General features: G+C 39.1%; 11 protein-coding genes and 3 pseudogenes. 11 read left to right on the forward strand and 3 right to left on the reverse strand.

Annotated features, from left to right (window positions below; all coding sequences use genetic code 11):
* Nucleotides 1–417 precede the first annotated feature (417 nt).
* Both FTU17_RS17695 and FTU17_RS15065 read right to left on the reverse strand, forming a co-directional pair.
* A pseudogene (locus FTU17_RS17695) lies at nucleotides 418–888 on the reverse strand (transposase family protein).
* Entirely contained in the window at nucleotides 836–1231 is a 396-nt protein-coding gene (locus tag FTU17_RS15065) for a transposase family protein (protein ID WP_067764127.1), read from the reverse strand. Before FTU17_RS15065 ends, FTU17_RS17695 begins: the two are co-directional and overlap by 53 nt.
* Before the next feature lie 200 nt (nucleotides 1232–1431).
* On the opposite strand from FTU17_RS15065, the gene FTU17_RS15070 reads away from it, so the two are divergent.
* Nucleotides 1432–1986 (forward strand): GNAT family N-acetyltransferase, encoded by a 555-nt coding sequence (locus FTU17_RS15070; RefSeq protein ID WP_180135924.1) that lies wholly within the window; start codon nucleotides 1432–1434, stop codon nucleotides 1984–1986.
* A 253-nt stretch (nucleotides 1987–2239) separates the two neighbouring features.
* On the opposite strand, the pseudogene FTU17_RS15075 reads toward FTU17_RS15070, so the two are convergent.
* Nucleotides 2240–2545 (reverse strand): annotated as a pseudogene (locus tag FTU17_RS15075) (pyrimidine/purine nucleoside phosphorylase).
* A 656-nt stretch (nucleotides 2546–3201) separates the two neighbouring features.
* Here FTU17_RS15075 and FTU17_RS15080 point away from each other — a divergent pair.
* The 10 genes and pseudogenes from FTU17_RS15080 to FTU17_RS15130 all read left to right on the forward strand — a co-directional run.
* Nucleotides 3202–4074 carry a MetQ/NlpA family ABC transporter substrate-binding protein gene (locus FTU17_RS15080; RefSeq protein ID WP_168377622.1) on the forward strand — a complete coding sequence of 291 codons (873 nt, stop codon included), beginning with the start codon at nucleotides 3202–3204 and terminating at the stop codon, nucleotides 4072–4074.
* Between the two features lie 74 nt (nucleotides 4075–4148).
* A complete protein-coding gene (locus tag FTU17_RS15085) occupies nucleotides 4149–5174 on the forward strand; it encodes a methionine ABC transporter ATP-binding protein (RefSeq protein WP_180117642.1) in 1026 nt (341 codons plus the stop codon).
* Entirely contained in the window at nucleotides 5171–5866 is a 696-nt protein-coding gene (locus tag FTU17_RS15090) for a methionine ABC transporter permease (protein ID WP_078188742.1), read from the forward strand. The genes FTU17_RS15085 and FTU17_RS15090 overlap by 4 nt, the downstream gene beginning before the upstream one ends.
* Nucleotides 5867–6230: 364 nt before the next feature.
* Complete coding sequence (locus FTU17_RS15095; RefSeq protein WP_257227408.1) at nucleotides 6231–6737, forward strand: hypothetical protein; 507 nt, start codon at nucleotides 6231–6233, stop codon at nucleotides 6735–6737.
* A 129-nt stretch (nucleotides 6738–6866) separates the two neighbouring features.
* On the forward strand, nucleotides 6867–10439 hold the full coding sequence (dnaE, locus tag FTU17_RS15100) for a DNA polymerase III subunit alpha (protein ID WP_180135918.1): 3573 nt from the start codon (nucleotides 6867–6869) through the stop codon (nucleotides 10437–10439).
* 51 nt (nucleotides 10440–10490) lie between these two features.
* Entirely contained in the window at nucleotides 10491–11333 is an 843-nt protein-coding gene (locus FTU17_RS15105) for an RNA methyltransferase (protein ID WP_180117646.1), read from the forward strand.
* Nucleotides 11326–12135, forward strand: coding sequence for a serine O-acetyltransferase (gene cysE, locus FTU17_RS15110; RefSeq protein WP_180003858.1), 810 nt, complete (start codon nucleotides 11326–11328; stop codon nucleotides 12133–12135). Before FTU17_RS15105 ends, cysE begins: the two co-directional genes overlap by 8 nt.
* 105 nt (nucleotides 12136–12240) lie before the next feature.
* Nucleotides 12241–13155, forward strand: a complete 915-nt coding sequence (locus FTU17_RS15115; protein ID WP_168377627.1) for an ABUW_2363 family tetratricopeptide repeat lipoprotein — start codon at nucleotides 12241–12243, stop codon at nucleotides 13153–13155.
* Between the two features lie 128 nt (nucleotides 13156–13283).
* On the forward strand, nucleotides 13284–15290 hold the full coding sequence (locus FTU17_RS15120) for a triacylglycerol lipase (protein ID WP_180135920.1): 2007 nt from the start codon (nucleotides 13284–13286) through the stop codon (nucleotides 15288–15290).
* 365 nt (nucleotides 15291–15655) lie between these two features.
* Nucleotides 15656–15750 (forward strand): annotated as a pseudogene (locus FTU17_RS15130) (helix-turn-helix domain-containing protein); the annotation flags it as partial.

Raw genomic sequence — 15750 nt, forward strand, 5'->3', positions numbered from 1 at the left:
TGTACACAGCGCATTGGGTTATGTATCGCCTTTTGAGTTTGAAGCAATGTACTATGATAAGATTAACCCGTTAGGTCACGTGGCCTAACTTAAATAAAAATGTCTCCGACAAACCCGGTACGGTTCATAACGAATAGATTATTTCATCCCTATCCTCAGTACTTATTCCTCCTATCGTTCTATAGGATGTTTTTGTTCTAATAATTAATGGTTCTTTATAGGTCCATCTACTTATAGTACTGATATCCATATATTCTGTGATCATTAGATCGGAATAGGCTGACTCGTTTTTTACTTCAACCCAGTTAGGCTCATTAGCCAATAAAAATTGAAAATCTGGTTCGAGATTTTCTGTATTTGAGCAAGAAATCAAACCTACAGAAATTAAAACTATAAACATTAGACTTCTTTCATAATTCATTTTTTGCTCAGCTCTAAATTATAGATTCCTGCAATTAAATTGAATCTTAAGCCCAGTCTTTTTCCTCGATTACGATATCGATCGGCAAGGATTTTGAAAGTTTTTAAACTACCAAATACATGCTCAACCCCAATTCTTCTTTTGTTGATTTCTTGATTATAGATTTTTAGTTCAGGATCCTATTTACAGCGCTTTTTTGCTTTTAATGGCAACAAGCTATTTGGATACATTGCATAAATCCCTTGATAGCCTTTATCTGCAAGGATAAAGGCACCTGCCGGAATCTGATGTAAGTTTCGTTTGAAGAGTTCGAAATCATGTACAGCACCACGATCAGTGCATAAACTCATAATTTGCTGAGTTCTATAATGAATGATGGCCTGGACTTTGAAAGTATGTGCCTTCTTTTTGCCACTATAGCTTTTCTTCTGTTTTTTTAGGTCTTTGTATTGGAATTTCTGTGGCATCAACAATCACCACGTTCCAGTCGATGCCTTCGCCCTCAGGCAAATGCTTCGGTAAATTAAATAAATTGGACTTGATCAGGCAGTCCTCTACATGACGGACAATTCTTGAAGCAGTCGGCTCTGACACACCATAACTTGTTGCAACATGGAACAAGGTTCGGTATTCGCGCCAATAACTTAAGCACAGAAGGATTTGATCTTCTATGCTCAATTTAGTTGGTCTACCTTTAGCAGGAACATGCATTTTCAGTTGTTCAACCATTAAATCAAAGGTTGACCATGATATGCCGGTGTATCGCTTAAACTGTGTTTCAGAAAGCTTCTTTGAATCGATATATTTCATCCGCAGATTATGCATGAATATTTAAAATTTTTCGGTACAAATAATCAGCAAGAGACTGTTCGTTTTTTGATTTATGAAAGAGGCTTATTTTAAAAAGGTTAAATGAGCTCATTTTTGATTATTTTTAAATAAAATTTATTTTTCTCTTTATATACTATAAAGTCAAGGACTTAAGCTTATTAATGATAATTCAGTTGCTGATGATTCCTATCCAAACCCCTCGCCTCATTCTCCGCCAATGGCAAGACTCCGACACTGCTCCATTCATCCACATGTGTGCAGATGATGAGGTCATGCGTTATTTCCTCAAAAAGCTCAATGCTAAGGAAGCCACTGCATTTCTGCAACGCTTAAAAGATGCTATCGAAACACGTGGTTGGGGCTTATACGCTGTAGAGCTAAAAGCCACAGGTGAATTTATTGGCTTTATCGGTTTACACATACACCCGTCCGAATTTGAAATAGCCGATGCCCCTGAAATTGGTTGGCGCTTACTGCCGCAATATTGGCATCAAGGTTATGCCACCGAAGGTGCAAAAGCTGTACTTAAACATGCTTTTCGAAACTTAAGATTAGATAAAGTTATTTCCTTTACAGCAAGTTTGAACACACCATCAGAACATGTCATGCAACGCATTGGTATGCAAAAAGTCCGTGAATTTAATCATCCGCATGTACCAGCGGATCATCCATTAAACCGTCATGTACTCTATGAAATTCAGCGCAGTGATTATTTGCACATCCCCTTTTGCTAATTCAATAATTATTCACGGCAAAACTAAAGTACATTAACTCTGCCAAACAGTGGTTATAGGTGATGTTAAATACTTTAATTTTAGTTACCGCAGGATTTCGTATAAGACAGCAAAATCATTCATGTAATCATATAAAAAACCCCGCTAAGTGCGGGGTTAAGAAAAAATATCAATATCGATCACTAGCAATTAAAACATCTTGATGTGTAAGCTGAAGCAACTCCAACCTGTTTAAGCATGCTTAATCAAAATGTCATACATAATCAACGACATCAGTACATTGCACTTTAAAAATAGAATCTTGTGGAACAATAAAGCTTTCGCCAAAAGTATATTGAAAAAACTCGCCCTGCTCCCCAATTTGCACAACACTACCCCGATGTGATTTCAACACGTTCTTTCACATGCACCTCAAACGTCATAGGTTGTTCTGATATCAAAAATACACCTATAGTTTTTTGGCTACCATCTTCCATTTTTAAAACATGGCTCACCGATCTACCGCGATAATGAACCGTAGGCTTTTTACAACTGAGACGAAATCAAACTGATTTGACATAGTGTGCCTCACATAGCAATTTATTATGATTAATTATTAAGCAGTTTATATTAAACAATATAGTGGATTCAATCTTCCTCAGATTTAGATCTAAAATTTTGAAAAACCATGAATCAGAGTTGAACTTCAAATATATCAATAAAGATTTCAACTCAGCTTAGATTGAGGCTCTTCGTTATTTTCACATATGAATGTTACAAATTTTGTGTATGACAGGACTTATTTCATTTTTATCATTTTTTCAGCAATACATTTTAAAATTTGTTATATAGACCTAAACATATACAAATGACGTACTTAAATAGTTTAATTATAAATAATATATTGTTTTTACTTATTAAATTATTTAATTAAACATATTCCATTTACATTTTTGGTGCTAAGCATAACTTTTTAAATCACTATATTGAATAATAAAAAATTGATATGATGCCTAGCGAAATATAGAGATTTGCTTTATTAAATCTTTTGTTTACAGCAGCTTGCAATGGCTATCTTTTCCCATTTGGAAATAGACTCAGATCTAATTGTATAAGTCTGTGTAGCATTTTAAATTATTAAGCATCTATCAGCCTGTCTGATAAAAGACTTAAGTAAATCTCTCCATAATATGATTTGTGAATTTATTAATTTTATAAATTTACTCGGGTGAATATATGAAAAAGCTCCTAGGATTAGTTCTCGGTTTATCTGTGGGCCTTTCAGGCTGTGGTAAACAAGAAGCTCCTGCAACTGACGCCGCACAACAAAAAGACACTGCAGAAGTGCAAACTGTTACCATGGCTTCGACTGGTTCAGATGCTGATATTTGGCGCTACATTGCTTCGCTTCCTGAAACCAAAGAAGCTGGCATTAAACTTGAAGTGAAAAACTTCACTGACTATGTGTCTATGAACACTGCTGTAGCGAATAAAGAAATTGATGTTAACGCATTCCAGTCATATGCCTATATGGTTGCGTTTAACGACAACAATAAAGATAAAATTGCACCGCTTTCGACAACTTATTTAGAACCAATGGGTATCTATTCAAGCAAAGTTAAAAAACTTGAAGAGTTTAAAACAGGAGCAACCATTGCGATTCCAAATGATGGTGCAAACGAATCACGTGCATTATTACTGCTTCAATCTGCTGGCTTAATCAAACTTAAAGCAGATTTTGACGATGTAAAAGGCACACCTGCTGACGTAACTGAAAATGCGAAGAAAATCGTAATCAAGCCAATCCAAATGGCGACTGCGGTTCGTGTTAAAGACGAAGTTGATGCGATTGTTTTGGGTAATACCCTTGCAATGGAAGGTGGTTTAAACGTACTGAAAGATGCGGTTTACTATGAGCCAATCGATCAAAGTACAAAAATGAACGTAAACATTCTTGCTGTTGCTGCTGACCGTCAAAATGACCCAGTTCTACAAAAAGTAGGCGCGCTTTACCACACTCCAGCAGTTAAAGCTTACATCGATGAACATTTTGGTGGTACTAAAATTGATGTAAACAAACCAACTAGCTACCTCACTGAAGCAAAATAGTAATATAATTTCTTCAAATAAACAGGCAAAGTTTACTTTGCCTGTTTTTTCATTTTTGAACCCTTTTTGACGCTATGATCCAATTTAAAAATATCTCCAAGCATTTTGAGCTAAAAGGCCAAACCGTTACAGCACTGGATCAGATTAATCTGGACATTCCAGATGGCTGTATTTTCGGTTTAATTGGCTACAGTGGTGCAGGCAAAAGTACCTTAATCCGTTTAATTAATTTGCTAGAACGTCCGAGTGAAGGGCAAATTATTATTCATGATAAAGACTTTACTGCTTTAAATTCGGCAGAGCTGCGTCAAGAAAGAACCAATATTGGCATGATCTTCCAGCACTTCAATTTACTGCAAACCAAAACAGTTGCAGAAAATATTGAAATGCCGCTTAAACTTTTAGGTGTGTCTAAAGCTGAACGCCAAAAACGTTTAGAAGAGTTGCTCGAATTTATTGACTTAAAACATAAGAAAAATGCTTATCCAGATGAGCTCTCTGGTGGTCAAAAACAACGTGTCGGGATTGCCCGTGCGCTTGCCAATCATCCTAAAATTTTACTGTGTGATGAAGCAACATCTGCTCTCGATCCGCAAACCACCAAATCGGTATTGGCGTTATTAAAGAAAATCAATCAAGAACAAGGCATTACCATTGTCATGGTCACCCATGAAATGGATGTGATTGAATCCGTTTGTGATTATGTTGCGGTAATGGAACAAGGGAAAGTCATCGAACATGGCTCAACCTTAGAGATTTTTAGTCAGCCAAAACACAATACAACCAAAAACTTTATTCAAACTGTATTGCAGCAACAGCTGCCTGTTAATATTTTAAATAATCTAGAAAATCAAAACCATAACAGTATTTATTGTTTAAAATTTCTGGGCAGTTCGGCACAGGAAACCGTCATTCAAGCGGTAATTAAACAGTTTGATATTAGCCTGAATATTTTGTTTGCCAATATGACTGAAATTAATGGTGCGGTGATTGGACAAATGTTCGTTCAGCTATTAGGTGATGCAGCATTGATTCAACAAGCAGTGGCGTTCTTAGAACAACATGGCGTTGAAGTCACTCAAGCAGGAGTTCAGCAATGAGAGATTTAATTGTTCAATGGCTGACTCAAATTACAGCACCCTTTTGGAAAAGTTCTTTGTCTATGGATCAGTTCGTCACTGCCCTACAAGAAACTTTTCACATGGTGTTCTTTGCCATGCTCTTCGGCTGTATTTGGGGTTTTATCCAGGCCGTGATTTTATATGTCTCACGTCCACAAGGCATTTTGCCTAACCGTGTCATCTACCATGGTTTGAACCCGATTGTGAATGCGCTGCGTTCATTGCCATTTATTATCCTCCTGATTGCGGTCATCCCTTTGACCAAAGTCATTGTGGGTACTTCAATTGGTACTTGGGCTGCAATTGTTCCCCTCACAATCTATGTTGGTCCTTACATTGGTCGTCTGATTGAAACTTCGTTGCTTGAAGTGAATGACGGCATCATTGAGTCTGCTCAAGCGATGGGTGCATCTCCGCTGCAAATCATTACTAAATTTGTCCTACCAGAGTCTCGTAGCTCTTTAATTTTAAACTTAACGACTGCAACCATTAGCTTAATTGGTGCAACAGCCATGGCGGGTGCAGTAGGTGCAGGCGGTATCGGTGATCTTGCCATTTCTTATGGTTATCAACGTTTTGATAGTAGCGTGGTCATCATGACCGTGATTGTCTTGTTGATTTTGGTGCAAATTGTTCAAAGTCTGGGAGACTGGTTATCAAAACTGCGCTAAGCCTGCATAATTCATATATTTAAGCTCTCTTCGGAGGGCTTTTTAATGTTTAAGATTTGGTTTTTTTTAAGCTAAAATTAAACCAAAATTTTTTTTAGTTTTAAATTATTTTGACGGCAAATTAGCAACACCATAAAATTTAAAATATAACCTTCAATATTACGTTTACAAAAACTTGATTGAGTACAAAATATCAAAAGAACAGGATTTTATATTCCCCATGCAAACAATACTGCTAACACAAATTTTACGCTTAACTTTTTTCACAACGTGGATATTCATCACTTCAGCAGCATCTGCATCCATTGCTGATTATGACTATGTCACTAGTATTAAGGTAAATGATGTTGACTTAGCCTGACCCTTGCCTGCATCAAAAGCAAATGCATTAATCAGCAAAAATCCAGTAAAGCTTAAATATGAATATTCAGAATGTGCCGGCAATACTGAATTTCATGTCACATCAAAAGGTAAATTTCTAAAATTTGAAATTTATGCTGAGGACAATTCTCAAGTTAAAAATGATTCATTCTATAAAAATAAAAGCAGCTTCGCCCAACTTGGACAAACCAAAGGGAATGTTTGGATGGAATGGGATAAATCCACTCAAATACGCGTTAAAATTCAAATTGGGTCAAAACATCTGATAAGCCAATATGACTATCAACAATTTGTAAAAGACTTTACCAAAAGTGCAAAATTAGCCAATCCAAATGAAGTGGCTTATGTGATTTTACTCTCACCGACTCATGCAAAATCCGTGCTGAAAGAGCCGCATAACTATGATTTACCCTATATTGGCAATCTAGCCTTCAACTTTAAAAATAGCAAATTAATAGCTTTTTCAGTTAATCAAGGTATTGCTTGCTAAACCGTGATTGTCATACAGCGTTTATTGCTTAAACAGTGAATTTATAAATCTGCATAAAGCCATGCAATAAACGCAAGTTTGATCTCAGAGCATGCTAAAATCAGCAGCTGTTTTCGCAGGGACTCATCTATGCACTTTGTACATCTTGGTATTTTTACAGAATTTTCCATTACTGAATCTATTGTACGTATACCTGATCTTGTAAAAGCTGCAGCTGCAGATGAAATGCCCGCTCTGGCCATTACTGACCTTTCAAATCTACATGCTGCTGTAAAATTCTATAAAAAGTGCTTAGATAAAGGCATTAAACCCATATTTGGTTCAACCATTCGTTTGAATGATGCTGAACACAAAGCTACTCTTCTAGCGATGACCAATAAAGGTTGGCGCAGTCTAACAGAGTTGGTTTCTGAAGGTTATATTTCAGGTCAACAGCTTGATATTCCTTGCGTAAAAAAAGATTGGATTTTAAATCAACACCAAGACTTGATTGTTTTACTGGGTATGCAAAGTGATGTCGGCAAAATGCTTTGCTCTTCCAACCCGCAAAAAGCTGAACCACTGTTAGCTGAATGGGTCGAAAAATTTGGCAATCGTGTTTACTTGGCTATTACCCGAACTGAGCGCTCGGGTGAAGAAGACTTTATTCACGAAGCAGTAAAACTTGCGAAGAAATTTAACATTGGTGTGGTTGCTCATAACGATGTGCATTTTATACGTAAAGAAGATTTCGAGGCACATGAAGCACGCGTTTGTATTGCCGATGGTTATGTCCTTGGTGACAATCGTCGCCCTAAAAATTATAGCCCTGAACAGTATTTTAAAACTGCCGAGGAAATGACGGAGCTGTTTGCAGACATTCCAACGGCTATAGAAAATACCTATCACATTGCACGACGCTGTAATGTGTCACTACGTTTAGGCTTCCATGACCTTCCCGATTATCCAATTCCTGAAGGTCATACAATTGACACCTATTTTGAACATTTATCAAAAGAAGGTTTAGAAGAACGTTTAGCGCATTTGTACCCTGTCGAACAACGTGGTGACGACTGGCCAGAAATTCGTAAGCCTTATGATGAACGTTTGGCTTATGAAGTCGGGATCATCCTGACTATGCAATTCCCAGGTTATTTCCTAATTGTCATGGACTTTATTCAATGGTCTAAAGGTAATGGCGTGCCTGTTGGTCCAGGCCGTGGTTCGGGTGCAGGTTCCTTGGTTGCCTATAGTTTAAAAATTACCGACCTAGACCCACTACGTTATGGCCTACTGTTCGAACGTTTCTTAAACCCTGAACGTGTATCAATGCCCGACTTTGACGTCGATTTCTGTATTGCAGGTCGTGACCGTGTTATTGACTATGTTGCACGCACTTATGGTCGAGATGCGGTCTCTCAGATTGCAACTTTCGGTACCATGGCGGCAAAAGGTGCAATTCGTGACGTAGCCCGTGTCTTGGGTAAATCTTATGGTTTGGCTGACCGTATTTCTAAAATGATTCCAACCAAGCCTTTAGGTTTAAGTTTGGAAGAATCGATTGAGGCCGAACCACAGCTCAAAGATATTGTGACCAATCCATCTAACCCAGATAACGACGATGCAGCCGAAATTTGGGAAATGGCACTCAAACTTGAAGGCATTACCCGTAATACAGGTAAACATGCCGGTGGTGTGGTTATTGCACCAACTAAGTTAACTGACTATTCGGCTGTCCTATGTGATGCAGATGGAACTAACCGTGTAGCCCAATTCGATAAAGACGATGTGGAAGCTGCAGGTCTAGTTAAATTCGACTTCTTGGGCTTACGTAACTTAACGGTAATCGAAGATGCCATTAAGCACATTAATGCCCGTCCAGATATCACTACACCTGTCGATATTTCCTTAATTCCTTTGGATGACAAACCTGCCTATGCTGTGTTCGCAGATGCAAACACCACAGCAGTCTTCCAGTTTGAATCCGTCGGCATGAAAAAAATGCTGAAAGAGGCACGTCCAAGTAAGTTCGAAGAAATTATTGCTTTCGTGTCTTTATATCGTCCAGGCCCGATGGATCTGATTCCTGACTTTATTTACCGTATGCATGGTGGCGAGTTTGAATACTTACATCCATTACTAGAAAGTGTCCTTGAACCGACATACGGCATTATGGTGTATCAGGAACAGGTAATGCAGGCAGCGCAGTTCTGTGCTGGCTATAGCTTGGGTGGCGCGGATTTACTTCGTCGTGCCATGGGTAAAAAGAAAGTCGAAGAAATGATTAAGCACCGTCAGATCTTTACTGAAGGTGCTGCAACCAAAGGTATTGATGCAGATACGGCCAACCATATCTTCGATTATATGGAAAAATTCGCAGGCTATGGTTTTAACAAATCCCATGCCGCAGCCTACGCCCTTGTTGCATATCAAACCGCTTGGTTAAAAGCACATTTCCCTGCTGAATTTATGTCAGCAGTGATGACCTCGGAAATGCAGAATACCGATAACGTGGTGTTCTTGATCGATGACTGTCGTATTAATGGTCTTGAAGTCTTGCCACCTTCGGTCAATATGTCTTTATATAATTTCCATGCCAGCGATCCAAAAACCATCGTCTATGGTTTAGGTGCGATCAAGGGTGTCGGTGAAGCTGCCATGCAGTCTGTGATTGACTCACGTATCCAAGATGGCCCATATAAAGACCTGTTCGACTTCTGTCATCGTATTGACCTGAAAAAAATCAATAAACGTACCCTTGAAGCATTGATTCGTGGTGGCGCACTGGATTGTTTAGGTTTAGAACGTGCTGACTTGATGGCACAGCTCCCTGAAGCCGTTCAAGCGGCGGATCAAGCACGCACTAACCGCGAAACAGGCATGATGGACTTGTTTGGCGAAGTGGAAGAAGTTCAGCGTAAACCTGCCAAACCTGTCAAACCGTGGTCAGATGAAGTTCGTCTCAAAGGTGAAAAAGACACACTCGGCCTTTATTTAACAGGTCACCCGATTGATGTGTATCGATCAGAGCTAAAAGCCTTTATTTCACAGCGCATTAATGAGCTTACGCCTACACGACGTGGTGTCACTACAGTATTTGCAGGCCTAGTCGTCGATATTGCCAACTTCCCGAACCGCATGATGGTGACGCTCGATGATGGTACTGCACGTATAGAAGTGTCTGCGAATCACGAACGTTTTAACCGCTTCAAAGACGTGATTCAAAACGAAAAAGTGGTGGTGATTGAAGGTGAAATTTATGAACGTGAAGGTTTTGACCGCCCTATGGGTCGCTTAACTAAAGCCTTCAGTCTGAACGAAATCCGTCAAAAACGTGCCAATGCAATTCAAATCAAATTAACGCCGGAACATTTTAGTAAAACGCTCTCACGCGACATCCAAAATATTCTACTGCCTTTCTGCAATGTCGATATGTGTACGCATATTCCTGTGCAGTTATATATTGACTATCCATATGCGACGGCTGACATTCATTTGGGCTTAAACTGGAAAGTTGCCCCGCTAGATGAGCTACTGTCTAAGCTGCGTGACTACTTTGGTAAAGAATCTTTGCATGTTGAATATCATGTCAAATCCAAAGCAGCCAAGGCGGTGAGTTATGAACAAGCCTCTATTCCTGCGCAAGTTCCTCCACCGCCAGATGGAATGAGCATGGATGATGCCATGGATTTATACCAAGCAGAAGCCAATCAATTTTCTTAAAGTTTAAACGCTGTTTGAACTGCTTTTTTAAATAAACAAATTGGAAATATCATGAATCAAACTGACAATGCTGCGGTTTCAGCACATCTCTCTCATGTGCGTATTGTCATGGTGAATACAACATTACCCGCAAATATTGGTAGTGCATTACGTGCCATGAAAACCATGGGACTTTCAAAGCTGGTCTTAGTTGCACCTAAGACTTACCCGCATCCAGACATTAATGCCTTGGCTGCCGGAGCTGTCGATTTAATAGATCAAATTGAAATTGTTGAATCATTAGAAGATGCCATTAAAGATTGTCATATTGTCTTTGGTACTAGTGCGCGTAGTCGTACCATCCCATGGCCTTTACTTGACGCTCGCCCTGCTGCCGAAATGTCTCTCAAAGCGGTCTGTGAACAACAGCAAGAAATTGCCGTGGTGTTTGGCCGTGAAGACCGTGGTTTGACCAATGAAGAATTGGCAATGGCCAACTACCACGTCACTATTCCAGTAAATACTGAATATGGCGTCTTAAACGTTGCCCAAGCGATTCAAGTCATTTGCTATGAAATGCGCATGGCCGCCCTTGCACATACTGAGTTAACTGCAAATCCTGATGCCAAGATGCATGTTACCAATGACATCGATATGGAATGGGATGAGCCTTTGGTGACCCATGAAATGATGGAACAGTTCTACCCGCATATTGAAAAAATGCTGGCAGAGATTGAATTTATGGATCCAAAAAATCCAAGATTATTACCTTTACGCTTGCGTCGCTTATTTGGACGTATACAATTAGATCGTATGGAATACCACTTATTACGTGGCATCTTTAGCCGAGTACAGGCTTTAAATAACGGAACATGGAAAAAATCTACAGACAATGAGGATCAATCTAATGCTTAAGCAGCTCAAAGAAGATATACAAGCTGTATTCGCGCGCGATCCTGCTGCACGAAATACGCTCGAAGTCTTAACGACTTATCCAGGAATTCATGCCTTAATCATGCATCGTATGGCACATGAACTTTGGAAAAAAGAGTGTAAAGGCTCAGCTCGTCTATTATCTTCTTTTAGCCGCTTTGCCACAGGCATTGAGATTCATCCGGGTGCGAAAATCGGTCGTCGTTTCTTCATTGACCACGGTATGGGTGTGGTGATTGGTGAAACAGCTGAAATTGGTGATGATGTCACCCTTTACCATGGTGTGACCTTAGGGGGCACAACTTGGAATAAAGGCAAACGTCACCCCACCTTGGAAGATGGCGTAGTGGTTGGCGCTGGTGCAAAGATCTTAGGCCCATTTACGGTAGGTAAAAATGCCAAAGTCGGCTCAAATGCCGTGGTGACTAAAGAAGTTCCTGCGGATACTACCGCTGTAGGTAATCCAGCACGCTTTATCACGAAAGATAAGCCAAAAGATGAAGCTGAAAGCCGTCGTCGCGATTATGCAGAAAGTATTGGTTTCCAACCGTATGCTGCAACACAAGACCAAACTGACCCAATGTTAGAAGGTATGCGTGTGTTGTTAGATCGTATTCAGCACAATGAAAAACGTATGAATAATTTGTGTCAGCGTTTGTCTCTCCTTGACCCAACGTTCAAAAAGCAACAGCTCAATGAACAACCTTTTAGTCAGGAAGAACTTAAAATCATTGAAGATGTGCGCCGCGAATGCGAAGCTCAAAGTAATCAATCTAAAGCTTAACCAAAAGCAATCATAATAAATTGCCTTTAACTTGCATGTTGTTCAGAGTTTTTTTAGACTGACCAACATGCTTTTTTGTATAAAATAAATTAATGGATGAATCATATGACGCTTAAGCCCTTGGCAGTTGCTTGTATTGCTTTAACCCTTGCCGCTTGTGGAAGCGCCCCAACTAAAAATAATGCACCTAAAGATGCCATGATTTTTGTAGAGCCTGAACTGACTCCACCGTTCTACGCACTCAACCCATTCAACTACGATGCGCCACCTCCTTTTGAATTAAATTTACAAAAAGCTGCAGCTCAGCCTGTGACTAAGATGGTGGTAACTAGCCCGACCGACCCATCTAAGCAACTGACACTTGAAGAAAACCGTCTGATTATCCCAATTGTAGACAGCAAAGTACGTTCAATGAAATTTGCTGCTTTAGCGGGTGATAATGAGATCGACATTACTGAAATTGATGATTTCTTACAGCTCGTTGAAGGTAAAGCACGTCACTATCCACCACGTTTTGTTCAACGCCAAGAACGTAAAGGGTTTGAACTTAAACTTAAAGAAGTGACGCAAAAATTAGATACCCTTGCATCTAAAGACAACGCTTCTTTTGATGTTTTAGTACGTGCATTTAAAGCCAGTGTGATGGCACGTAACCTTGATTTGGGTTCTGTATACACCACTAAATCATTAACTTATGCACAGCGTATTTTAAAAATCAACCAAGATGATGCTGAAGCAAATTTCTGGTTCGGTTTCGGTTTATCTGAAGGTGGCGGTCAACGTGAAGCGATTCCATACCTAGACAAAGCGATGAAAGCGGGTGTTCAAGAAGCGTATCTTTCTGCAGCAAATAACTATATTGCCATGGAACAAAAAAAGAACGCCATTCAGGTTTTAAAGAACTATAAAGTTAAATATCCACAAGAAGGCGAAGTCGCTGACCGCTTAATTCAAGAAATTGAAAAGCAAGGCCGTTGGAATGTTTGGCAAGTTCTAAATCCACCTAAAGCTACATCTTAATTGTAACGATTTAGAAAATTCTTTTGAAAAAAGACCGTTTTAACGGTCTTTTTTCATTTAAGGCGAATTGAAAATCCTGACAATTATCGTATGATTTGAAGATACCTAACCTTATGCACGGCCTCTTTATGCAGCAAAATATTAAAAAAATACTGCTCCTTGGAATCATAAGTACAAGCGTACTGAGTGGATGTCAGGTCGTCAGTGTCAAAAATCAAAAACTCAATGTTTCGATTGCCAATGAACGTGAAAGTATTATTTCTCGAAACAAACTCAGTGAAGCCAGTTTAAATGTCTTGTCGATGACAGGTCGTGAAGCCAAAGCGTGTATAGAAGACCCGAAAGCCTGTGTTAATGAACTACAACAGATCCCTCAAATTCAAGATGAACAATTATTGTCTACGGCAAGTGAATTATATTTAGCCAAAGCCATCGAATATGAGTCTTCTTCAGCCTGTAAATTAGGTCTTCTCAGTAGCCACAAATCAGAAGAAAAACAAAAAATTGAACAAGACACTTATAACAAATGTTTAGATCAACAGCTGACGCTACTGGATAAAAGTATTCGCTATAGCTACGCCTATATGTTTAAAACCAAACGTGCGCCTGCTGACCGTATTTTTGATAACCGCCAAGTTCAAATCCGAGATTTCTATAATCAAGGGATTGCTAAACTTGTTAGCAGCTATGCACTACGTTATAAACCGCAAGAAGTCACCCAACAGATCAAAGTCGGACAAACCACCTATCATATTGACTTCAGCCATTACCCAGAACTCAAAAATCGTAAAATTGAACAATTGATGTCAACCTATAACCTCAACTTCTCAGGTTTACGTTCAATTACCCGCCGAGATGGTTTTGGTTCCGAATTCCTTGTGGTTTTACCCGAAGAACATACAGTTGAAACAGGCAAAGCCAAATACATTATCAACCCAATAGATTTTAAATATCCGTCTGGTTCAAACCCTAATATCCATCAAGCGCGCTATTTAGCTGCAACCTTAACAGCGGAACCTGTAAGCACCACAACTTCAGTTGATCAAATTTTAAATCAGCATGAGTTTCAAATTAAGGCTTACGACCCGTACAAATATGAACAGGTCAATATTGCCAATAAAAACTATGCCCTTGCAGCCAATTTTTCTGCACCTTATGGTCTTTGGTTAGCACAAAACAACTTGGGCAAGGCAGCGTATTTATCCCTGATTGACCGTGATGAAAAACTCACGATGCCACATTTATACATGCTTGAACCATATAATCCTGACAAAAAAGTCATCGTTTTGGTACATGGTCTTGCTAGTAGCCCTGAAGCATGGATTCGTCTCACCAACGATATTATGGGCGATTCTGTGCTACGTGAGCATTATCAAGTGTGGCAAGTGTTCTATTCAACCAACATGCCGATTATTGAAAGCCGCTTCCAAATATATTCCATATTGACTCAGACCTTTAATAAAGTCGACGCCAATGCAGCGGCAAAAAAAGATGCGGTTTTAGTCGGTCATAGTATGGGCGGAATTATTGCTCGACTACTGGTTAGCCAAGCCGATACCACACAATCTGCTTTAAAAATGATGAACTCACGTCAATTAAATCAGTACCGCAATATTCCAGTCGTGAAGCAGCGTATGGTGATTGACGAAATTCCAAATTTCAGCCGTGCGATATTCTTGGCTGCACCGCATCGTGGTACTGAATACGCAGATCGTTGGTTTACCAAAGCTGCTCGAAAAATCATTAAACTTCCAGGCGCTTTCTTATCGGCCATGGGTGATGTCTTAACCCAAGAAGAAGACCTGAAAGATTTATTCCGTGAAATCGACCATGGCTTAATCCAAAATGGACCAAGTGACTTAAGCCATCAATCTAAATTTATTGCGCTCACTGAAGATATTCAACCGCGTAAAGGCTTGAAGTTTCACTCAATTATGGGAAATAACACAAACAGCCAAGATAAAAATGTAATCTCGGATGATGTGGTGCCATACACCAGTGCGCATTTAGAGGGTGCTGTTTCAGAAAAGATCATTAAAGGTGGTCATTCAATTCAAGAAACCCCAGAAGCTGTACTCGAACTGCGCCGTATACTACGATTACATTTGATTGAACTTGGCCTCTATAAACCATAATCCAATACAGCATTTAATTTGATCTACATATTTTAAAACCGATCTCAGGATCGGTTTTTTTCATTTCTGCATTTACTTGAATATGCCAATATTCACATAATTATTATATAAGCCTTTATTTTTTAATCATTTTAAAACTCAAAATCACTTGTTAAATTTTATACAAATCTTATATTATAGCTAAATACTAAATAAATCATTACAGTAATCTTTAAACAATTTATCAATATCTTTAACTCTAAATTTATTGCGAATCATTTTTACTCGTGACCACATTTTTTCTATAGGATTTAAGTCCGGGCTATAAGTTGACAAAAATAACTAATCATGCGAAAAAAGTTTTTTTAGTTAACAGATGTTCACACATGCCTCGAATTGTTTCTGTACCACTTAGTTTAGAACAGCGAGAACGACTCATTTTTCTGGCCAAGCATGCAAAACATTGGCGTGAAAGACAACG

The sequence above is a fragment of the Acinetobacter sp. YH12070 genome (assembly GCF_013419625.1).
GTDB lineage: Bacteria > Pseudomonadota > Gammaproteobacteria > Pseudomonadales > Moraxellaceae > Acinetobacter > Acinetobacter amyesii.